The following is a 22,892-nucleotide window of genomic DNA, read 5'->3' as shown; positions in this document are numbered from 1 at the left end:
AAATACTGTTTATATAAACTTTCGTTTTCCACACTTACTGCCATATTCCTATCTCAATTTACAATCAATACCTGCTATGTCTCAGATTATATCGTAACACAAAAGCGCCCTTTCTCGCTCTCTCAAACACCGTCGTATATAACAAAAGAGCATTACCCATCGAGATGGATAATGCCCTTAGAAGATATCTTATGCTTCTTCTTCAGATTCTTCTTTTTCTTCGCCTACAACTTCAGGCTCTTCAGTTGTTGCTTCGCCTTCCATTGCTTCGATTTCTTCTTCAGTTGGTTCTTCTGTTGGTGCAACAACAGATACAACTGCTTCTTCAGCATCGTTTTCGATTGTGAAGTCGCCTGATACTTTAATGTCTTGTACGCTTAAAGTATCGCCAATGTTTAATTCGCTGATATCAACTTCGATGCTTTCAGGAATGCTATCAGGTGTAGCAGTAATGTTTAAGTCGAATAATGGTTGTTCAACTACGCCACCTTCTTTTGCACCAGGTGCTTCACCGATTAAGTGAACTGGTACTTCAACAGTACGCTCTTCGCTCATGTTGATTGCTAAGAAGTCGATGTGTGTAATTTGGTTTTTAAGCGGATCAAATTGGTAATCAGATACCATTACTTTGATTTCTTTTGAACCCACACCTAAAACGATAACACCGTTACGTCCTACTTCACGGATTACTTTGATGAATTCTACTTCATCAACTTTTACTGATACGTTTTTAGTACCGTAACCATATACTACTGCTGGTACTTTACCTGATTCACGGATTTTACGTAAGTCTCCGCGTGTTTGTTTACCTTGACGAATAATAGACTTTAATGAAGTCATATTCATTTTCCACCTTTCCGTTGCACGTCTCTCGTGCAGCATTTGCCCATCAGCCATTTCGCTGCTTGCAAATGTGTATTTGTCCGTCATGACACGAACAGAGTTATTCTACACAGATTTTGACAAGAAGTCAACCTATCTTAGACAAATAGTACACTTACTGATTCGCGCTCATACACACGAATAATAGCTTGTGCTAGTAATTCAGCAACAGATAGTTCTTTAATATTTTTCGGTTTTTGCTCATCTTTTAATAAAATTGAGTTCGTTACAATCAATTCTTTAATTGCTGAGTTTTCGATACGTTCTTTTGCAGGACCTGATAATACAGGGTGTGTACAACAAGCATATACTTCTGTTGCTCCCTTGTCTTTCAGCGCCTGAGCAGCTAATGTAATTGTACCTGCTGTGTCGATAATGTCATCAATAATAATCGCTGTACGTCCTTCAATCTCGCCGACAATGTTCATCACTTCTGCAACATTTGGTTTCGGACGGCGTTTATCGATGATCGCAATTGGTGTTTTCAAAATATCGGCAAGTTTTCGTGCACGTGTCACGCCACCGTGGTCTGGAGATACAACGACACATTTTTCTGGGTCGATTTCTTTGTTATTTAAGAAATAATCTGCTAAAATCGGCACACCCATTAAATGGTCGATCGGAATGTCAAAGAATCCTTGAATTTGTGGTGCATGTAAGTCTAAAGCGATCATGCGATCTGCGCCTGCTGTTTCAAATAAATCGGCAACAAGTTTTGCAGTGATTGGTTCACGACTACGTGCTTTACGGTCTTGACGTGCATAACCGTAGTAAGGTACAACAATTGAAATTGTTGCTGCAGAAGCACGTTTACATGCATCAATCATAATTAATAATTCCATCAAGTGAACATTCACTGGATTTGAAGTTGGTTGAATAATAAAAACGTCACAACCACGAATACTTTCTTCAATATTGATTTGAATCTCACCATCGCTAAAACGCTTAACCGTACATTTTCCAAGCTCTACGCCCACATGGTCTGCAACTTCTTTTGCGAGTGGTTCATTACCTTTCAACGAGAAAATCTTCAGAGACGAATTTTTATATTCGGTGTTTAACATGATAAATCCTCCATTAATTGTTTTGATCACTAATTTATTTAAATTTTAATTTCACTTACTTCATGCTTATGATTCTTTTGATTCCTTGTTTAAGTATCCTTCTTTTGTCACTTGTCTTGCACGCCCTAATGCCAAACTATAATCTGGCACATTGTCAGTAATCGTTGACCCTGCTGCTACAAGTGTTCCATCTCCAATTGTAACCGGCGCAACTAAGTTTGCGTTGCAACCGACAAAGACATCTTTGCCAATCGTTGTTTTAAACTTATTCACACCATCATAATTCACCGTGATTGCGCCACAGCCAATATTCGTGCGTGCCCCCACTTCTGCATCACCGATATAACTCAAGTGTGATACTTTCGCACCATCATCGATACGTGCTTTTTTAACTTCAACAAAATTACCAATTTTTGTCTCTTGTCCAAGATCTGCACCCGGTCGTAATTGTGCAAAAGGTCCAATTGCGGACTTGGCACCGACAACCGCTTCGACGATTACAGATTGTTTAATGACTGCACCATCGTCAATCTGACTATCACGTATCTCAGAATATTGACCGATACGCACATCGCTACCAATCGTTGTTTTACCTGTAATTCTAACACCCGGTTCAATCACCGTATCTTCACCAATCGTCACGTCAGGACCGATATACGTTGTGTTAGGGTCAATGATTGTAACGCCTTCACGCATGTGATATTCGTTCATACGTATGCGATAAACTTGTTCCGCACGACTCAATGCGACGCGATCGTTCACTCCCATAATCTCATCAAAATCATCAGTATGATACACGCCAATATGACCTTGTTGTTGCAAGATGAGTGTCAACACTTGCGGAAGATAGTACTCACCTTGTGCATTGTTGTTATCCACTTGATCTAACAATGCAAATAACGTTGCATTATCAAAAGCAAAAATGCCTGAACTGATTTCTTGAATCATCTTTTGTGCTTCTGTTGCGTCCTTCTCTTCAACAATTTCTACTAAGTCGCCTTGTTCATTCCGAACAATACGTCCATACCCATATGGTTGTGACGTTGTTGCTGATAACACTGTTGCTTGCGCTTGTGACGCCTCATGATGTGCCATCAAGTTCGATAACGTATCAGACGTAATCAGTGGCATGTCCCCGCATACAACTAATGTTGTTCCTTGTTGTGCTGCTAAATGCTCAGCTGCTTGCTTAACTGCGTGTGCAGTGCCTAATTGCGCTTCTTGAAAACTATATTGTGATGCCGTGCCAAGTGTTGCTTTCACTTGTTCAGCACCATAACCCACAATCGTAACAATGTCCGCGATACCAGATTGTTGCACCTGATCAATCACGTGTACAATCATTGGTTTCCCTGCGACTTCATGAAGCACCTTGTATTGCTTTGATTTCATCCGCGTGCCTTTGCCAGCTGCTAAAACAATCGCATGTCTCTGCATGGTAATGAACCTCCAGTATTTTTGCACTTCTCTATAATTATAATTTAAGGAGTCATACACTTTCAAGAAGTAAAAGCATATTCCTACTTTTACTTCATCTTCTCCAAACAAAAAAGGCTAAGATAGGACTTTGCTTAAAAGTCTGCGTCTTAGCCTCTTTTGTAGACAACGATACGTATATGATTGCATCGATTGTCTACGTTTCAGTGTTATTATTCTTCTGTTTCTTCTTGCTGCACTGGAAGTACTTCGTCTGTCTCTTCATATACCTTCATTACCGCATCTTGAATCTCTTGTCTCATGTCTGAGTTGATTGGATGTGCAATGTCACGGAATTCACCATCTGCTGTACGCTTACTTGGCATCGCGACAAAAAGGCCTGAATTCCCTTCAATGACGCGTAGATCATGAATAACGAAAGCATCTTCAAGTGTGATAGATACTAACGCTTTCATTCTCCCTTCCGTTTGTATTTTTCTAAGTCTAACATCTGTCACTTTCATAAGTGCGCCCCCCCATAGTTTTGTATATAATTTTTTAGAAGTTCATCTTGAGTTAAAGATGATTATTCTTTAATCTCAGCAATCACTTCAATTTCAATCTTTACATCTTTCGGTAAACGTGCAACTTCTACCGCACTTCTCGCAGGTTTATGCGCATCGAAGTACGAACCATATACTTCATTTACCTTTTGGAAATTTTCCATATCAGATAAAAAGATTAAAGCTTTGACAACGTGATCTAAGTCAGATCCAGCTTCTTCAAGTACAACCTTCAAGTTTTCAATCACTTGTTTCGTTTGCTCTTGAATACAGTCACTGACAATTTCACCCTCTTGATTGAGTGGGATTTGACCTGACGTAAACACCATACCGTTTACGATTGCTGCATGTGAATAAGGACCAACTGCTGCTGGTGCTTTTTGTGTGTTAATTAATTTCATGTTGTTTCCTACTCCTTTTTAAAATTTAGATAAGCTATTGCCTGGCTCTACCTTGAAATCTTGATTGTATTCATCGACATCAGATAGGCGGACAAGAGAAGTATAATCTTCAATCAATCGCTGCTTAACTTCTTTAGACTCCACAAGTACAGATACCCCTTTTACTTGTGCTTTAAACTCTGCCATCAAATTCATCACGCCGTTGATTGAACCACCCGCGCGCATAAAATCATCTACAACAAGTACATTTGAGTGTTCTTTCAACGTTCGTTTCGATAATACCATCGTCTCTATCTTTCTAGAAGAACCTGATACATAGTTAATCGACACGGTAGACCCTTCAGTCACCTTGTTGTCTTTTCGTATCACAACTACTGGCAGATTGAGTACACTTGCAACGGCATTCGCAAGGGAAATACCTTTCGTTGCAATCGTCACAATTGCGTCAAGTTCTTCATCCATATAGATGGTTGCAATGAGCTTTCCTACCTTCTTCAACAGTGTAGGATTCCCCATCAAATCAGACAGAAAGAGATATCCACCAGGTAGCAGTCTATCCTTCTCTTGCAATAGCATCGTGACTTCTTGTACAACCGCCTCAGCTTCTTCGCGCTGCATTTGCGGTCGATACCTAACGCCACCACTCGCGCCCGCAACCGTTTCAATCGAGCCGAGCCCTTCTTTAACAACCGTGTCTTTAATAATTTGGACATCTTCGCTAATCGATGACTTTGCTTGTTTGAACTTCTCTACAAAGTATGTCAGCGGTACGAGTTTATTTGGATTGCTGATTAAATATTGAGTCATGTAAACAATTCGTTCACTTCTTTTATATCGCACCTTTATTATTCATCCTTTCTCTTTATGTCAACCAAGTGTTCTCACAAGGTAAACATCATTGCAACAACCACTTACAGCATTGTAAATATGACGTGCTTGACGCTCTCGTTGTGCGAATCCGTAAACAGTCGGCCCACTACCGCTCATCAATGCACCATCCGCACCACTGTTCAACATCGTTCTTTTGATCTTCTCAATTTCTGGTTGTAAACGCATCGAGACTGGTTCAAGTCGGTTGGAGAGACTTTTGCACATCTGTGCATAATCCTCATTCTCAATCGCCATCAAACATGCTTGTGTATGAACTTCAAACGGCTGTGTCAAATCAAGCCCACCATAAATATCTGGTGTAGATAATCCCGCTTGTGGTTTCGCAATAACCACCCAAGCAGATGGTGGTCGCTTCAAAAGCTCAATCTGTTCTCCGCGCCCCTTACACAAAGCTGTCGTACCGTATACACAGAATGGAATATCTGAACCGATCTCTGCAGACAGCGTGCTGAGTTCTTCCAACGATAAACCTAACTCAAATAAACGATTCAGTCCACGCATGGTTGCAGCGGCATCACTAGAGCCACCTGCTAAACCAGCCGCCACAGGAATATTTTTATCTAAAGTAATCGTCACACCTTGTTGAATATGATATGTCTCTTTCATCAACTGTGCTGCACGATAAGCCAAATTACGTTCATCTGACGGGATGAAACTCTCATCCACCTTCAAAACAATCTTATTATCACGACGCTTCTGAAACGACAATCGATCATTCAAATCAATCGTTGTCATAATCATCTCAACTTCATGATAACCATCATCTCTCTTGAACAATGTGTCTAATGTCAAGTTAATCTTAGCTGGCGCTGTTTCATAAATCATCACAATTTCCTCTTTCAAGTTGGTATTAAAGTGATTTTACCATAATTAGCCACATAACTCGAAAGTAAATTTCAGGATGACGAAAAGTACATACAAAGTTTTATAAAATATTACATGAATCTCATATTCGTATGATAACTCCATTCAACAACGAAAACAACCGCCATTCTAAAAGTTCTTTTAATATTATGAAAAAGTTTAATCATCGCTAATTAATGTAGGGAACAACCAAAATTTTTATATTTTTAGTCAATTAGCTATGGCAATTAAAATAGTCTTCCATATATCCTAAAAAATACCGTTAAAACGACTAAAAACCACCCAACCTGAAGATTGAATGGCTTTCTCGTAAATATGAATGCTGTTACGCACAGTTTATTTATCTCGTGCTAATTTCTTAGATGGCATCTTCATCAACAAATGAGACGTGTACATTTTGTGTTAGCACGTCAGCATATGTATAAGATACACGCTCAAAGTTGTGTTTATCCGGATCAAGCTCAACAACGAACACTGATGGGTACGTCTCTGTTAAAACGCCACAACGTTCAATTGTTTTCTTTCGTCCCCCGTTAGCTTTAAGTACAATACGATTCCCTAACTGACAATCAAGTTTATTTTTGATGTCTACAATAGATTTTGGCATATCGCTCCACCTCGCTATGAGTGTATTATAACACAAAATATGCGAAGAAGTCAATAGAAATCTTTAATTTTAACAATGTGATTTTGCAATGTCAATCATTTTAAAACGTTAAATCCGGGAAATTTTTCAACTCGTCATACAATCGTGCATATTCTTGTATTGACAGCGCTTCCCCACGCCTTTTAGGGTCAATTCCTGCTTGTTCCAGCCAGACGTGAATTTCTTGTTTGTGTGCTTTGCCATCTACAAATAAATTTTGATAATTATTTAAAATGGTTTTACGTCTTTGTGCAAATGCACCTTTCGTCATTTTGAAGAAGCTAGCCGAATCATCAACTTCAACGAGTGGCTGAGGTCGTTTCATCAATTTAACGACAATAGAGCCTACATTAGGCGGTGGCATAAAGACTGTCTTCGGCACCGTCATCACTGTTGATGTTTCTGTATAATACTGTGTCACAATAGACAGGGAGCCATACGCTTTTGTCCCAACTTGTGCATTCAACCGTTCTCCTACTTCTTTTTGCATCATCACAACATAGCCATCAATTGGTAAGTTTTGTTCTAAGAGTGTTAATAAAATAGGTGTTGTAATGTAATACGGTAGGTTGGCAACTACCATAATTTTGTCGCAGTCTTGTAGATGCGCTGCAATCTCACTGGCAACATCTGCTTTTAAAATATCTTGATTTATCACTGTGACATTGTCATAAGGTGAGAGTGTCTCACCAAGTACTGGAATCAAGCGTTGATCAATTTCAAACGCAAGCACACGCTTGGCATGCTTTGCTAATTGTTGTGTTAAAGACCCCATGCCCGGACCAACTTCGATGACACCTGTATGCTCATCAATACCTGATGCATCAATAATTTTGTGTATAATATTAACATCGATCAGAAAGTTTTGTCCTAAACTTTTCTTAAAACTAAATCCATACTGATTCAACAACGCTTTCGTTCTCGATGGCGTCGCAATATCTTTTTCGAACATATCTGTTTACTCCTCTATTTCCAATGCGCGTCGCACATCTTCTTCTGTATAACCAAACGCATTCAGCTTCTTCAACAATTGTTTACCATTTGAATGTCCTATATGAAGCTTTCTACCTAATATTTCACGTCTACGTCTTGCATCTGGCCCAATAATCAATCCTAAATCAATCAAGACAGCTTTGTCGATAGTTTCCTCACCTTCTGACAAAGGAGTCGCAACGTGCATTAACGCATCTCGAATATCTTCCAGAGCAGCGTGCTCTACACCAATCTTTCCACGCTTACTTTTAGCCGCTTCACGATCAATAAATGCATGTTTCACACCGGGAACTGCATTGCGAATTGTTGTGCGTATTTTATCACCCGGGAAATCAGGATCGGTTAACACTATAACACCTTTCGTCTCATGTGCTTGTCGTATCACATCGAGCACATTCTGATCAATGGCACTCCCATTCGTCTCAATCGTTTCACATGTCACTGCACTTTTCACACGTGCTGTATCATCACGACCCTCCACGACGATAAATTCATTAATTTTCATGGCGATACCTTCTTTTTATCGTTTTTTCATACGTATCATAAGTTAAAGAGACGTTCAGCGTTCGCTGTCGTTTGTCTCGCAACTTCTTCATACGTGATGCCACGTAATTCTGCAATTTGTTCAGCCACAAGTGTCACACGTGCAGGCTCATTGCGTTTACCGCGATAAGGATGCGGCGTTAAATATGGTGCATCCGTTTCTACTAACAACCGTTCTAACGGCACATGCTTGGCGACTTCTTTCGGTTGTTTCGCATTTTTGAATGTCACTGGTCCACCCAATGAAATATGGAAGTTAAGCTTGTTGATAACAACATCGGCAATTTCTGGTGAGCCACTAAAACTATGCATAATACCGCCAACTTCTTCTGCATGCTCTTCCATTAAAATATCAATACAATCTTGCGTTGCTTCACGATTATGAATCACAATCGGTAGTTTTACGCGCTTTGCCAATGCAATCTGTTTACGAAATACTTCTTTTTGGACATCTTTCGGGGATTTGTCCCAATGATAGTCAAGCCCCATCTCTCCAATACCAATCACCTTTGGATGCTCTGCTAACTTCTCAATCCAAGCTAAACGCTCTTCTGTAAAGTCAATCGCATCAACAGGATGCCAACCAATAATGGCGTATATAAAGTCATAGTCTTCAACCAACTTCATCGCTCGTTCAATCGTCTTCGTATCAAAACCAACGACAAACATTCGATCGACACCTGCTTCTAACGCACGGTCGATCACTTCTTGTAAGTCTTCATCATATTGATCTGCATTTAAATGCACATGTGTGTCAATTAACATGACGCTTCCTCCTTCAATGTTGAACTTATAGAAAAGAGGTGAGTCTCCAATACACGGCCTCACCTCTTTATACATCATTATTTAATCACTGCACCATTTGGCACGGCATTCGGTAAGCTGATCAAAGTCAGCACACCGTCTTTTTCAGCTGATAAAATCATACCTTCAGATTTTTGGCCCATTAATTTCGCTGGTTTTAAGTTTGTAACAACCGCTACTTTTTTACCAATAATATCTTCTGGTTGATAAAATTTTGCAATACCAGAAACAATTTGGCGTTTTTCATTGCCTAAATCAACTTGAATTTTTAACAATTTATCTGATTTTTTAACATTTTCCGCATCAATGATTGTTGCAGCTTTCATCTCTACCTTATCGAATGACTTGATGTCGATTTGCTCTTTGCTTGGCACAGCATCCGCTTCTGCTGTTTTAGGCTGCATAGACGTTTTAATATGGTCTACTTCAGCATCTACATCTAAACGAGGGAAGATCGGTGTTGGTTTGTCAATCACTGTTATCGGCGCTGTCAAATGACCGTATGTTGTCAGACTATCTAATTCAAACAATGATGCCTCATTAATGTTCAGTTGTTCAAAAATTTGCTTCGGTGCATTTGTTAAGAACGGACGTAACAATACAGCAGCAAAGCGAATGTTTTCAACAAGATGCGCCATTACATTGCCAAGCATATCTTGTTGTTCAGGATCTTTCGCTAAAATCCATGGTGTTGTTTCATCGATATACTTATTCGTACGACTGATGAACTTCCATACTGTTGATAATGCCACTGAGAATTGTAAGTTTTCCATGTTTTCATGGTACGCTTTAACCGTATCAAGTGCCATCTGTTCCATCTCAGCATCCAACTCATGTTTTGGACCTGCATAAGCTGGTAACTCACCATCGAAATATTTGTTAATCATTGAAATGGTACGATTCACAAGGTTACCTAAGTCGTTTGCTAAGTCGTAGTTTGTACGCTCAACAAATGCCTCTGGTGTAAATACACCATCAGAACCGAATGGGAGTTCACGCATTAAATAATAGCGTGTTGCGTCTAAACCATAACGATCGATGAGTACATTTGGATCTACTACATTCCCTTTAGACTTACTCATCTTACCGTCTTTCATTAGGATCCAACCATGTGCAAAGACTTTCTTAGGTAATGGCAAGTCGAGCGCCATTAAGATGATTGGCCAAATAATAGAGTGGAAGCGAACGATTTCCTTCGCCATTAAATGAATATCTGCTGGCCAGTATTTACGGAACAATGTATCATCGTCCGTTAAATAACCTAATGCAGAGATGTAGTTCACCAATGCATCTAACCATACATATACAACATGTTTCGGGTCTGATGGGACCTTTACACCCCAGTCGAATGATGTACGTGACACAGCTAAGTCAGCCAATCCAGGCTTGATGAAATTGTTGATCATCTCATTTTTACGTGACGGTGGTTGGATAAACTCTGGATGCTCATCATAAAATGCGAGTAGACGATCTGTATAATTCGACAACTTGAAGAAGTAACTTTCTTCTTTAACAAGTTCCACTTCATGTCCTGAATCTGGACTTTTACCGCCGATGATTTTACCATTTTCATACACAGGTTCAACGAGTTGTGTTTCTGTATAGTATGTCTCATCTGGTACAGAATACCAACCTTCATATTCTCCAAGATAGATATCACCTTGTGCTAATAGTTTTTCAAAAATCTTTTCTACAACTACCTTATGACGTTGTTCTGTCGTACGAATAAAGTCATCATTGGAAATATCTAACTTCTTCCAAAGGGCTTTAATATCCTTAATCATACCGTCTAAATAGTCAATTTCAGATTGACCTGCTTTTTGAGCCTTTTCTTGAATTTTTTGACCGTGCTCATCTGTTCCTGTCAAATAGCGTACATCATATCCTTGCATTCTTTTATAGCGGGCAATCACATCTCCAGCTACTGTTGAATACGCATGACCGATATGCAAGTTACCGCTTGGATAATAGATAGGTGTCGTAATATAAAATGTCTCTTTCACCATCAGCGCTCCTCCTCATTTCTTATCTTATCTAATATATCTAAATTCCCTTGTATTTTCAATATATGCCTACGATTGTGCTTCTATATCATGGTAGATGTTGTAGATTGTTTTAGATGGCATTTCTCGTTCTTGCGCCACCTGCTTAATCGCTTGTTTAGGCTTCATTTGTTGTACAATATAATGCTCGACGTGTTCTTTGATGGTCAGTGATTCAAACCATGCCGTTGTCGCTTGCGGCGCAGCCCCTTCGATCAAAATAACAAACTCCCCTTTTAATGGGATAGATGTCTCCAACTGTGACATCAGTTCCGTCACAGAGTTTGTTTCAATCTGTTCAAACTTCTTCGTTAGCTCACGACCTAATGTTACATTTCTCTCAGAATCTATCTCTGCAATCGCTTGTAACGTATCTTTTACACGAAATGGCGACTCATATAAGATGAGTGTACTTTCTTGAAACATTCTCATTCTCAAGACTTCTAGTTTTTCACGTGCTTTACGTGGTAAAAATCCTAAAAAAGTATAGGTGAACGACGGAAGACCACTCGCCATAAGTGCTGTGAGTCCTGCATTGGCACCTGGAATGGGAACGACATGAATTCCTTCTTCTCTCGCACGTACAACTAGTTCATACCCCGGATCAGATATGAGCGGCAATCCGGCATCTGAAACGAGCGCCACATCTTGCCCTTCTTCTAGCAACGCAATCAACGCATCTGTCATCTGCTCCTTATTATGCTCATGGTATGACTTCAAGGGCGTCTCAATATCGAAATGATGACACAACTTCCGTGTCACACGTGTGTCTTCACATGCAATGGTAGACACTTCTTTCAACGTACGAATCGCACGAAACGTAATATCTTCCAAGTTTCCAATCGGCGTCCCTACTAAATATAACTGTGCCATGCTATCGCTCCTCAATTAGCGCTATTTTTTGTTGACGTGTCAGCTGTTTGATTGCATATTCACGCTTTAGCGCTTCTGACTTCGTCTCGTAAATTTCATAATATTTAAGACGTACGGGACGTCTTGTTTTTGTATATTTGGCACCTTTGCCCTCATTGTGTTTGTGTATGCGTGCCGTCAAATCTGTCGTGTATCCTGTATAAAGCGAACGATCAGCACATTCCACCATATATGTATAATGTTTAACCATAGTATACACGTCGCATTTCTGATGTGTAGGTATCATCGTCATCATACATATAAAAAGGTGGTGCAATATGTAAGCCTTGATTGCCACCTTTGCGCGCTTCAACTACAATCGTTTGCGCATCTTTTCCTGGCTTGCTGTAAATCATCTGCAATTGCTTCGGCTCAAGTTGATAGTGCCGCATAGAAGTAAACACATCTAATAGCCTTTCAGCTCGATGCACCATCACCATCCGCCCCCCTTGTTTCAAGGCATGATTTGCCACACGTAAACAGTCATCCAACGTACAATAGATTTCATGTCGCGCAATTTTATGTGCTTCCAATTGATGCTGATGCACTTGATTCGCCTTAAAATAAGGTGGATTACATGTGATTAAGTCAAACTGTGCAGGTTTAAACTGCCGGGGTATCGCATTGATATCCATTTCTCGAATTGTAATACGATGTGATAGGTTATTTGCTGCAACGCTTCTTTGAGCCATACTGACAAGTTGCGGCTGTATCTCTACCCCTGTAATCTCGTTCTGCCCTTTATCTGACAAGAGTAATGGAATAACACCATTCCCTGTACACATATCTAAAATACGATCACGCTTGCGGACATTTGTGAAGTGTCCAAGTAACAGTGCATCTGTTGAAAAAGAAAAGACCGCATCATTTTGAATAATGCGCAGATCTTCTTTCAATAAATAATCGAACCTTTCATCGCTTTGTAGCATAACACCCCACCTATCACAGCTTATCATTGAGAATATTCATACAAAAAATACAATCCTGACCGTTACGGTGCTTTCCGAATACATCATGACAAATATGGAAGCCTTCATGATATAACGTCGCAAAATATTCTCTACTTTGAAGCTGTTTCTTTTGCGGTGTTTTTTTCTCTTCCGGTTCATCTGACACACGTTCAACCGGTGTTGCATCAGGCTCTTGATTCATCAATGTCTTCAAGTTATCATTCTCTATTTGCAACGCCACATTCTCTTCCACAAGTGCAACAGTCAAAGATTTAAGCGCCTGCATATCTTCTTGGATACGATTCACATTGTTCTCAAGCTGTGTCAAATGGTTGAATAGTTCATTTCGATCCAATAGGCTGCCTCCTTACTTTAATAACTCTAATTCTTCAATATGATATTCCATCAATTGATTATCACACTCTAAACGAACTTGCATCGTTACATCTATAATATTGAGTCCTACAACTTCTCCCGTACCTTCTGGTGTTTCAACAGACGCACCGATATCTGGTAAGCTTGCACGTGCGGACTCATAAAAATCATTTTCATATTTCAAACAGCACATCAAACGTCCACATGCACCTGAAATTTTCGTTGGGTTTAATGACAAATTTTGATCCTTTGCCATTTTGATCGAAACCGGCTCAAAGTCACCTAGAAATGTCGCACAACAAAGCGAACGTCCACACGGTCCGATACCACCGAGCAGTTTCGCTTCATCACGCACACCAATCTGACGCAGTTCGATACGTGTTTTAAGTTTTTGTGCTAACATACGTACTAGTTTACGGAAATCAATACGCTCATCCGCTGTGAAATTAAAAATCACTTTGGCACGATCTAACGTATATTCACAATTGACCAATCTCATATCTAAACCAAGTGTTTGAACGTACTCTCTGCACAACTCAAACGCCTGCGCTGCCTTTTCTTCATTGTAGCGGTATGCTTCCATATCTTTCTCAGTTGCTACACGCAGAATCTCTTTTAGTGGCAAGACAACATCTGCTTCATCGACCCATTTCGGCGCATATTTAATCACACCCATCTCGATACCACGATGTGATTCCACTACCACGTGTGCTCCTTCAGTCATCACGTCATCGATTGGTGCATAATATTCCAATGTATTTGTCTTTTCAAAGTATATTCCAACAACAAGGTACACTTGCGTCACCCTTTCATCTTAATAACAATTTGCTCAAATACGAGCGTTGGATTAACGTTTTGCGTTAACTTTTTGTGGGCTTCAGTTATGATCTCAACGACATGCGTGAGTTGACGATAATTTAATTGATGCACCATCTCTTGATAACTTTCTTCTAGTTCTGTAAAAATTACTTTTTCTGGCATACCTACTTTGGTATACAGAATATCTTGAAAATAAGCATTTACAGCAGCTAATACTAGTTGTTGCAACTGTCTATTCTTGGCCTGTTTCAATAGGTCAATCACACCAATCAACGCCATATCTGGTTGTCTAACAAGCTTATCACACCACTGTATCGTCGCTTGTCTGAGCGGTGCCAATTCATAGTTTTCTGCCAATTGACGTGCCACCTCGACTTGTGTCGTATACGTACTCATCAACGCTGCTATTGGCCTTGAAAAGTCTGCATGCGTCTCCAAATATGAGACGAAATCTGTACGTGACATCGGTTTAAAATAAACATGTTGGCAACGTGAATGGATCGTGTCCAATATTTGTTCTGGCTTGGTTGATAACAGAATGGCCACTGTCTTTTCGGGTGGCTCTTCTAAAAATTTCAAAATGCTATTTTCACCTTGCACCGTTAATTTTTCAAAATCTTGAATGACATAAACTTTATAGTCACTTTCTATCGGTAGGCGATTCATATGGTGGACCAATGCTTCAATCTGATCCTTCTTGATATTCGCTTCATCTGTTTGCACATAATGAAAATCAGGATGATTGCGCATCTCTACCTTCATACGACACACTTCATGATCTTGACACAAAATGAGTTGTGCAAACGCTAAAGCTGTTGCTGACATCGCTTCTGCATCATTGCCTTCAAACAAATAAGCATGCGACAATTTCCCATTGCGATGCGCCGCCGTCAAACGTTCTATTTCTGTCATTGTGCACAACCCTCCTTATTGCCAAATTGATGCACGTATTATTTATCAAATTGAAAAAGGTTGAGACAGGCTGCTATCCTAAGACGTGCATACACTGCCACAACCTTTGCGATCGTTTTTAAAATTGATGAAAGGCATCTACTGGCATCACAAAAACTGTTGCCCCGCCTACTTCCACTTCAACAGGATATGGAATATAGGAATCTGCACTTCCGCCCATCGGTGTAATTGGAGAAACAAGCTGTTCTCTGTTACCACACGTCGCATTAATCAAATCTAAAATCTCATCAACGCGTGCATCGTCTACACCACATAAAAACGTTGTATTTCCTGCACGTAAAAAGCCACCAGTCGTCGCTAATTTTGTTGCACGAAAATTATGTTTTACAAGTTGATCCGAAAGTTCTTGGCTATCTTGGTCTTGAACAATCGCTATAATCATTTTCATTTTTTGTCACACCTCTTACACAGTATTATAACATATCTTAGTATGTGGCTATATGAACATCCATCTAATTTTCTAATGATTTTCTCTCAATTTGTTGACGAATTACCGTCACCACATCTGTTACAACTTCATCTACCGATCGACTCGCGTCAATGACCGCAAAACGTTCTGGATTCTGTGCAATCAACTGTTTATATCCTGCAATAACCGCATCATGAAATGCGACATCTTCCTTGTCCAATCGGTTCTGTTCACGCTCATTGATTGCAATACGTTCGCGTCCCAGTTCAGCTGGAATATCTAAATAAATTGTCATATCTGGATGATGATGTTCTACTGCAAAGTCATTGATGCGTTGTACACCTTCAACACCGATTTGACGTGCATACCCTTGATATGCAAGTGAACTATCTACAAAGCGATCACACAATACAATACAGTTCGTTTCAAGAGCCGGAAGAACCTTTTGTACAAGGTGCTCACGTCTTGCTGCTGCAAACAGCAAAGCTTCTGTTCGACCATCCATCCCTTCTCCATCTAACAAAATATTGCGGATTGCTTCCGCCGTTTCGACACCGCCCGGTTCACGTGTTGTCACAACAGCATGTGCTTTTTCAAGCTCTGCTGCAACCGCATGTAACACCGTTGTTTTCCCTGATCCTTCTGGACCTTCGAACGTAATAAATAATCCCATGTTAGTCATCCTTCACTTTTATTTTGCCGTCTTGCAACCCTTCAACTCTCAAGTTAGCGTCACACCATTTTGTCATTAATTCTATCATAGGTGCCGTCACTTTTTCGCCTTTAAGCATACTCGGAATACCTGGTGGATACAACACCAAATGTTGCGCTAACACTTTTCCTTCAGTCTCTTTAATAGGAACCCAATGACTGTGTGCTATGGGTTGTGGTTCGTAATATCCACTACCCGTATATAACGTATGCCCTGTCACTGTGTCATCTTTCATGTCTTCTTTGAGCGTCATTCGACTGATGCGTGTAATCAATAAGTCAAACGGATACATATCTCCTTCATGCCACAATGGCAACACCCATAACACATGCTCACTATCTGATAATTCTACATATATTCCAATCTTTTCCATCACTTGTTGTAATGTTCCACCCGTCATATTCGGATGATAGATTAACAACTTCAATGGATCATCCATCTCTTTAAAAGATAACCCTTGATTGCTTAAAACATCTAATAACTGCTGACGACGTTCAAAAAATAACTGACTATCGTATCCTTCATAAAAGTCATTTGCAGCCTCTAAACTTGCCATTAACAAATAGGACGGACTCGATGATTGGAACGTTTGAAGTAAGCGAATGACTTCATCACGTTGCGGTGCATTTTTATGTATAAATAACACCGAACTCATCGTTAAACTCGGTAATGTCTTATGAAATGACTGCACCACAAAATCTGCACCAAAATTTAACGCTGATGATGGAAAGCCTTTTAAGTCAAAGTGTGCACCATGTGCTTCATCAACTAAAACAGGACAGCTATTGGCATGAAGCTGCTGAATCACTTCCAAAACATCAAAAGTTTGCCCATAATAGTTCGGGTATGTCATAACGCCCAACTTGGCAGATACTCCTTGTATATCAGTCGCATCAGGTCGAATATATTGGTACGTCGTCTTATCTATCTTCGTCGGTAAAATCATCGCCTGTTGTCCACCCAAATCTAACGCATTAAAGACAGACTTATGTACATTGCGCCCTAAAACGATACGCCCTTCTAATGATCGAAAAGCATGAATAACAGACAAAATACCACTCGTCGTCCCATTCACAAGATAAAATGCATCATAGTCTGGATGGCGTGTCACAGATGACATACTCTCTTTGAGTACTGCTTCAGGTTGGTGTAGATCATCAAAACCTGTAATTTCCGTAACATCATACTTCGCTTGTAAAAAGGACATATTGCCAATCGTTCCATTTTTATGACCTGGTACATGCATTGATATCGGTTCTTTATCTGCCCAGTCAATCATTTGTTGCCATAATGCACGCTTCATATGCGACGCCTCCGTTTCTCACTCTTTAATATGATAGCACAGACACATTTCTCTATAAACGCAAAAAAAGAGAAGTCATAATGACCTCTCTTCGTAAATTACCTGGCACCGTCCTACTCTAGCGGAACGTCAGTTCAACTACCATCGGCGCTAAAGAGCTTAACTTCTGTGTTCGGCATGGGAACAGGTGTGACCTCTTTGCCATTGGCACCAGATAAAATTGAATGTTATACATTCAAAACTAGATAGTAAGTATATCATTTACACAAACAAAACCTTGTGAAAAAATTTTGATTAAGTCTTCGATCGATTAGTATTCGTCAGCTCCACGTATCACTACGCTTCCACCTCGAACCTATTAACCTCATCATCTTTGAGGGATCTTATAACCGAAGTTGGGAAATCTCATCTCGAGGGGGGCTTCATGCTTAGATGCTTTCAGCACTTATCCCGTCCATACATAGCTACCCAGCTATGCCGCTGGCGCGACAACTGGTACACCAGAGGTATGTCCATCCCGGTCCTCTCGTACTAAGGACAGCGCCTCTCAAATTTCCTACGCCCACGACGGATAGGGACCGAACTGTCTCACGACGTTCTGAACCCAGCTCGCGTACCGCTTTAATGGGCGAACAGCCCAACCCTTGGGACCGACTACAGCCCCAGGATGCGATGAGCCGACATCGAGGTGCCAAACCTCCCCGTCGATGTGAACTCTTGGGGGAGATAAGCCTGTTATCCCCGGGGTAGCTTTTATCCGTTGAGCGATGGCCCTTCCATGCGGAACCACCGGATCACTAAGTCCGTCTTTCGACCCTGCTCGACTTGTAGGTCTCGCAGTCAAGCTCCCTTATGCCTTTACACTCTTTGAATGATTTCCAACCATTCTGAGGGAACCTTTGAGCGCCTCCGTTACTCTTTAGGAGGCGACCGCCCCAGTCAAACTGCCCGCCTGACACTGTCTCCCAGCACGCTAAGTGCTGCGGGTTAGAAATCCAATACAATTAGGGTAGTATCCCACCAATGCCTCCACGTAAGCTAGCGCTCACGCTTCTAAGGCTCCTACCTATCCTGTACAAACTGTACCGAATTTCAATATCAGGCTACAGTAAAGCTCCACGGGGTCTTTCCGTCCTGTCGCGGGTAACCGGCATCTTCACCGGTACTATGATTTCACCGAGTCTCTCGTTGAGACAGTGCCCAAATCGTTACGCCTTTCGTGCGGGTCGGAACTTACCCGACAAGGAATTTCGCTACCTTAGGACCGTTATAGTTACGGCCGCCGTTTACTGGGGCTTCGATTCGTAGCTTCGCAGAAGCTAACCACTCCTCTTAACCTTCCAGCACCGGGCAGGCGTCAGCCCCTATACGTCACCTTACGGTTTAGCAGAGACCTGTGTTTTTGATAAACAGTCGCTTGGGCCTATTCACTGCGGCTCTTCAGAGCGTGAACCCTAAAGAGCACCCCTTCTCCCGAAGTTACGGGGTCATTTTGCCGAGTTCCTTAACGAGAGTTCGCTCGCTCACCTTAGAATTCTCATCTTGACTACCTGTGTCGGTTTGCGGTACGGGCACCTATTTTCTAGCTAGAGGCTTTTCTCGGCAGTGTGAAATCAACGACTCGAAGAAACGTGTTTCTTCTCCCCATCACAGCTCAATCTTTACGAGTGCCGGATTTGCCTAACACTCAATCTCACTGCTTAGACGTGCACTCCAACAGCACGCTTCGCCTATCCTACTGCGTCCCCCCATCGCTTAAAACGAATTTAGGTGGTACAGGAATATCAACCTGTTATCCATCGCCTACGCCTTTCGGCCTCAGCTTAGGACCCGACTAACCCAGAGCGGACGAGCCTTCCTCTGGAAACCTTAGTCAATCGGTGGACGGGATTCTCACCCGTCTTTCGCTACTCACACCGGCATTCTCACTTCTAAGCGCTCCACATGTCCTTGCGATCATGCTTCAACGCCCTTAGAACGCTCTCCTACCATTGTCCTACGGACAATCCACAGCTTCGGTAATATGTTTAGCCCCGGTACATTTTCGGCGCAGTGTCACTCGACTAGTGAGCTATTACGCACTCTTTAAATGATGGCTGCTTCTAAGCCAACATCCTAGTTGTCTGGGCAACGCCACATCCTTTTCCACTTAACATATATTTTGGGACCTTAGCTGGTGGTCTGGGCTGTTTCCCTTTCGAATATGGACCTTATCACCCACATTCTGACTCCCAAGTTAAATTATTTGGCATTCGGAGTTTGTCTGAATTCGGTAACCCGAGAGGGGCCCCTCGTCCAAACAGTGCTCTACCTCCAATAATCATCACTTGAGGCTAGCCCTAAAGCTATTTCGGAGAGAACCAGCTATCTCCAAGTTCGATTGGAATTTCTCCGCTACCCTCAGTTCATCCGCTCACTTTTCAACGTAAGTCGGTTCGGTCCTCCATTCAGTGTTACCTGAACTTCAACCTGACCAAGGGTAGATCACCTGGTTTCGGGTCTACGACCAAATACTCATTCGCCCTATTCAGACTCGCTTTCGCTACGGCTCCACATTTTCTGCTTAACCTTGCATCAGATCGTAACTCGCCGGTTCATTCTACAAAAGGCACGCCATCACCCATTAACGGGCTCTGACTACTTGTAAGCACACGGTTTCAAGTTCTCTTTCACTCCCCTTCCGGGGTACTTTTCACCTTTCCCTCACGGTACTGGTTCACTATCGGTCACTAGAGAGTATTTAGCCTTAGGAGATGGTCCTCCCAGATTCCGACGGAATTTCACGTGCTCCGCCGTACTCAGGATCCACTCAAGAGAGGTCACGTTTTCGACTACAGGATTATTACCTTCTATGATTAACCTTTCCAGGTTATTCGTCTAACATGTCCTTTTGTAACTCCGTACAGAGTGTCCTACAACCCCAACAAGCAAGCTTGTTGGTTTGGGCTCTTCCCGTTTCGCTCGCCGCTACTCAGGGAATCGATTTTTCTTTCTCTTCCTCCGGGTACTAAGATGTTTCAGTTTTCCGGGTCTGCCTTCTTACATGCTATGTATTCACATGTAGATAACACGACATAACTCGTGCTGGGTTTCCCCATTCGGAAATCTCTGGATCACAGCTTACTTACAGCTCCCCAAAGCATATCGTCGTTAGTAACGTCCTTCTTCGGCTTCTAGTGCCAAGGTATTCACCGTGCGCCCTTAATAACTTAATCTTTGTGATGTTTTGGTAATCGCTACTTTACGACACCAACATCCACCAGTTATTAATTATGTGAGTCGTCATTTGACGACTAGCGATAATTTTTTAGTTTCAAGCTTTCGCTATTCACTCGGTTTTTGCTTGGTAAAATCTTTTATACTTACTTATCTAGTTTTCAATGTACAAGTTTATTAAAATGGCAAGCCTTCGCATTCTGCTTCATTTCTCTCTTCACTTGCTCAGTTACGCTTAGTAATCTTCGCTGCGTTCATCAAGAAATTCATAGACTGACAAATGCTTTCATTTTAATTTTTATTTTGTTGAATCCTCAAATATGAGCATTCAAAACTGAATACAATATGTCACGTTAATCCGCTTATCACCTAAAGGTGATATTCCGTATATTATCCTTAGAAAGGAGGTGATCCAGCCGCACCTTCCGATACGGCTACCTTGTTACGACTTCACCCCAATCATTTGTCCCACCTTCGACGGCTAGCTCCAAATGGTTACTCCACCGGCTTCGGGTGTTACAAACTCTCGTGGTGTGACGGGCGGTGTGTACAAGACCCGGGAACGTATTCACCGTAGCATGCTGATCTACGATTACTAGCGATTCCAACTTCATGTAGTCGAGTTGCAGACTACAATCCGAACTGAGAACATCTTTATGGGATTTGCTTGACCTCGCGGTTTCGCTGCCCTTTGTAATGTCCATTGTAGCACGTGTGTAGCCCAAATCATAAGGGGCATGATGATTTGACGTCATCCCCACCTTCCTCCGGTTTGTCACCGGCAGTCAACTTAGAGTGCCCAACTTAATGATGGCAACTAAGCTCAAGGGTTGCGCTCGTTGCGGGACTTAACCCAACATCTCACGACACGAGCTGACGACAACCATGCACCACCTGTCACTTTGTCCTCCGAAGAGGAAAACACTATCTCTAGTGCGGTCAAAGGATGTCAAGATTTGGTAAGGTTCTTCGCGTTGCTTCGAATTAAACCACATGCTCCACCGCTTGTGCGGGTCCCCGTCAATTCCTTTGAGTTTCAGTCTTGCGACCGTACTCCCCAGGCGGAGTGCTTAATGCGTTAGCTGCAGCACTAAGGGGCGGAAACCCCCTAACACTTAGCACTCATCGTTTACGGCGTGGACTACCAGGGTATCTAATCCTGTTTGATCCCCACGCTTTCGCACATCAGCGTCAGTTGCAGACCAGAAAGCCGCCTTCGCCACTGGTGTTCCTCCATATCTCTGCGCATTTCACCGCTACACATGGAATTCCACTTTCCTCTTCTGCACTCAAGTTTTCCAGTTTCCAATGACCCTCCACGGTTGAGCCGTGGGCTTTCACATCAGACTTAAAAAACCGCCTACGCGCGCTTTACGCCCAATAATTCCGGATAACGCTTGCCACCTACGTATTACCGCGGCTGCTGGCACGTAGTTAGCCGTGGCTTTCTGATTAGGTACCGTCAAGACATGCACAGTTACTTACACGTTTGTTCTTCCCTAATAACAGAGCTTTACGATCCGAAGACCTTCATCACTCACGCGGCGTTGCTCCGTCAGGCTTTCGCCCATTGCGGAAGATTCCCTACTGCTGCCTCCCGTAGGAGTCTGGACCGTGTCTCAGTTCCAGTGTGGCCGATCACCCTCTCAGGTCGGCTACGTATCGTCGCCTTGGTAAGCCGTTACCTTACCAACTAGCTAATACGGCGCGGGTCCATCTATAAGTGACAGCAAGACCGTCTTTCACTATTGAACCATGCGGTTCAATATGTTATCCGGCATTAGCTCCGGTTTCCCGAAGTTATTCCAGTCTTATAGGTAGGTTACCCACGTGTTACTCACCCGTCCGCCGCTAACGTCAGAGGTGCAAGCACCTCGTCTGTTCGCTCGACTTGCATGTATTAGGCACGCCGCCAGCGTTCATCCTGAGCCAGGATCAAACTCTCCATAAAAGAAGTAAGCTTGATTAGCTCGTTTTGATTGTTTAAGTCAATCACTCTTGAAAGTACTACTCTGAGTACTCAAATTATCGGAATTAACGTTGACATATTGTCATTCAGTTTTCAATGTTCACACGTTTTGTCTTTCGACTCGACAAGAATTAATTATACACAAG

General features: G+C 41.9%; 21 protein-coding genes and 3 rRNA genes. All 24 read right to left on the bottom strand.

The window, feature by feature from the left end; all coding sequences use genetic code 11:
* Positions 1–189: 189 nt before the first annotated feature.
* Complete coding sequence (locus tag MUA51_RS00995; RefSeq protein WP_262560053.1) at positions 190–840, bottom strand: 50S ribosomal protein L25/general stress protein Ctc; 651 nt, start codon at positions 838–840, stop codon at positions 190–192.
* Between the two features lie 140 nt (positions 841–980).
* Positions 981–1,946, bottom strand: coding sequence for a ribose-phosphate diphosphokinase (locus MUA51_RS00990; protein ID WP_095115140.1), 966 nt, complete (start codon positions 1,944–1,946; stop codon positions 981–983).
* Positions 1,947–2,012: 66 nt separating this feature from the next.
* On the bottom strand, positions 2,013–3,383 hold the full coding sequence (gene glmU, locus MUA51_RS00985) for a bifunctional UDP-N-acetylglucosamine diphosphorylase/glucosamine-1-phosphate N-acetyltransferase GlmU (protein WP_262560052.1): 1,371 nt from the start codon (positions 3,381–3,383) through the stop codon (positions 2,013–2,015).
* Positions 3,384–3,595: 212 nt separating this feature from the next.
* A complete protein-coding gene (spoVG, locus tag MUA51_RS00980; protein WP_095115136.1) occupies positions 3,596–3,886 on the bottom strand; it encodes a septation regulator SpoVG in 291 nt (96 codons plus the stop codon).
* A 62-nt stretch (positions 3,887–3,948) separates the two neighbouring features.
* Complete coding sequence (locus MUA51_RS00975) at positions 3,949–4,326, bottom strand: RidA family protein (protein WP_095115134.1); 378 nt, start codon at positions 4,324–4,326, stop codon at positions 3,949–3,951.
* A gap of 18 nt (positions 4,327–4,344) precedes the next feature.
* On the bottom strand, positions 4,345–5,166 hold the full coding sequence (gene purR, locus MUA51_RS00970; RefSeq protein ID WP_262560051.1) for a pur operon repressor: 822 nt from the start codon (positions 5,164–5,166) through the stop codon (positions 4,345–4,347).
* Positions 5,167–5,193: 27 nt separating this feature from the next.
* Positions 5,194–6,042: a 4-(cytidine 5'-diphospho)-2-C-methyl-D-erythritol kinase gene (gene ispE, locus MUA51_RS00965; RefSeq protein WP_262560050.1), complete on the bottom strand. Its 849-nt coding sequence runs from the start codon at positions 6,040–6,042 to the stop codon at positions 5,194–5,196.
* Positions 6,043–6,439: 397 nt separating this feature from the next.
* Entirely contained in the window at positions 6,440–6,688 is a 249-nt protein-coding gene (locus tag MUA51_RS00960) for a Veg family protein (RefSeq protein WP_262560049.1), read from the bottom strand.
* 100 nt (positions 6,689–6,788) lie between these two features.
* Positions 6,789–7,679 (bottom strand): 16S rRNA (adenine(1518)-N(6)/adenine(1519)-N(6))-dimethyltransferase RsmA, encoded by an 891-nt coding sequence (gene rsmA, locus MUA51_RS00955; RefSeq protein ID WP_262560048.1) that lies wholly within the window; start codon positions 7,677–7,679, stop codon positions 6,789–6,791.
* 6 nt (positions 7,680–7,685) lie between these two features.
* Positions 7,686–8,225 (bottom strand): ribonuclease M5, encoded by a 540-nt coding sequence (rnmV, locus tag MUA51_RS00950; RefSeq protein WP_262560047.1) that lies wholly within the window; start codon positions 8,223–8,225, stop codon positions 7,686–7,688.
* A gap of 35 nt (positions 8,226–8,260) precedes the next feature.
* Positions 8,261–9,028 carry a TatD family hydrolase gene (locus MUA51_RS00945; RefSeq protein ID WP_262560046.1) on the bottom strand — a complete coding sequence of 256 codons (768 nt, stop codon included), beginning with the start codon at positions 9,026–9,028 and terminating at the stop codon, positions 8,261–8,263.
* Positions 9,029–9,105: 77 nt separating this feature from the next.
* Complete coding sequence (metG, locus tag MUA51_RS00940) at positions 9,106–11,073, bottom strand: methionine--tRNA ligase (RefSeq protein ID WP_262560045.1); 1,968 nt, start codon at positions 11,071–11,073, stop codon at positions 9,106–9,108.
* A 66-nt stretch (positions 11,074–11,139) separates the two neighbouring features.
* Entirely contained in the window at positions 11,140–11,982 is an 843-nt protein-coding gene (gene rsmI, locus MUA51_RS00935; protein WP_262560044.1) for a 16S rRNA (cytidine(1402)-2'-O)-methyltransferase, read from the bottom strand.
* Position 11,983: 1 nt separating this feature from the next.
* Positions 11,984–12,232: a GIY-YIG nuclease family protein gene (locus tag MUA51_RS00930; protein WP_262560042.1), complete on the bottom strand. Its 249-nt coding sequence runs from the start codon at positions 12,230–12,232 to the stop codon at positions 11,984–11,986.
* The gene (locus MUA51_RS00925; protein WP_262560041.1) at positions 12,225–12,950 is read right to left on the bottom strand and encodes a tRNA1(Val) (adenine(37)-N6)-methyltransferase; all 726 of its coding nucleotides are present in this window, start codon (positions 12,948–12,950) and stop codon (positions 12,225–12,227) included. Before MUA51_RS00925 ends, MUA51_RS00930 begins: the two co-directional genes overlap by 8 nt.
* Before the next feature lie 13 nt (positions 12,951–12,963).
* Positions 12,964–13,326 carry a DNA replication initiation control protein YabA gene (gene yabA, locus MUA51_RS00920; protein ID WP_262560040.1) on the bottom strand — a complete coding sequence of 121 codons (363 nt, stop codon included), beginning with the start codon at positions 13,324–13,326 and terminating at the stop codon, positions 12,964–12,966.
* Between the two features lie 12 nt (positions 13,327–13,338).
* A complete protein-coding gene (locus tag MUA51_RS00915; RefSeq protein ID WP_262560842.1) occupies positions 13,339–14,142 on the bottom strand; it encodes a PSP1 domain-containing protein in 804 nt (267 codons plus the stop codon).
* Positions 14,143–14,147: 5 nt separating this feature from the next.
* Complete coding sequence (locus MUA51_RS00910; RefSeq protein WP_262560039.1) at positions 14,148–15,077, bottom strand: DNA polymerase III subunit delta'; 930 nt, start codon at positions 15,075–15,077, stop codon at positions 14,148–14,150.
* A 118-nt stretch (positions 15,078–15,195) separates the two neighbouring features.
* Positions 15,196–15,525 carry a cyclic-di-AMP receptor gene (locus MUA51_RS00905; RefSeq protein WP_262560038.1) on the bottom strand — a complete coding sequence of 110 codons (330 nt, stop codon included), beginning with the start codon at positions 15,523–15,525 and terminating at the stop codon, positions 15,196–15,198.
* Positions 15,526–15,589: 64 nt separating this feature from the next.
* Positions 15,590–16,219, bottom strand: coding sequence for a dTMP kinase (gene tmk, locus MUA51_RS00900; protein ID WP_262560037.1), 630 nt, complete (start codon positions 16,217–16,219; stop codon positions 15,590–15,592).
* Between the two features lies 1 nt (position 16,220).
* Positions 16,221–17,561 (bottom strand): aminotransferase class V-fold PLP-dependent enzyme, encoded by a 1,341-nt coding sequence (locus tag MUA51_RS00895; RefSeq protein WP_262560036.1) that lies wholly within the window; start codon positions 17,559–17,561, stop codon positions 16,221–16,223.
* A 100-nt stretch (positions 17,562–17,661) separates the two neighbouring features.
* A 5S ribosomal RNA gene (rrf, locus tag MUA51_RS00890) occupies positions 17,662–17,776 on the bottom strand.
* Positions 17,777–17,851: 75 nt separating this feature from the next.
* Positions 17,852–20,776, bottom strand: a 23S ribosomal RNA gene (locus MUA51_RS00885).
* Positions 20,777–21,177: 401 nt separating this feature from the next.
* Positions 21,178–22,728: ribosomal RNA gene (locus MUA51_RS00880) — 16S ribosomal RNA — on the bottom strand.
* Together the 16S, 23S and 5S rRNA genes form the textbook arrangement of a ribosomal RNA operon.
* Positions 22,729–22,892 lie beyond the last annotated feature (164 nt).

The sequence above is a fragment of the Staphylococcus sp. IVB6214 genome (assembly GCF_025558585.1).
GTDB lineage: Bacteria > Bacillota > Bacilli > Staphylococcales > Staphylococcaceae > Staphylococcus.
This window is presented reverse-complemented; position numbering and strand designations above follow the sequence as displayed.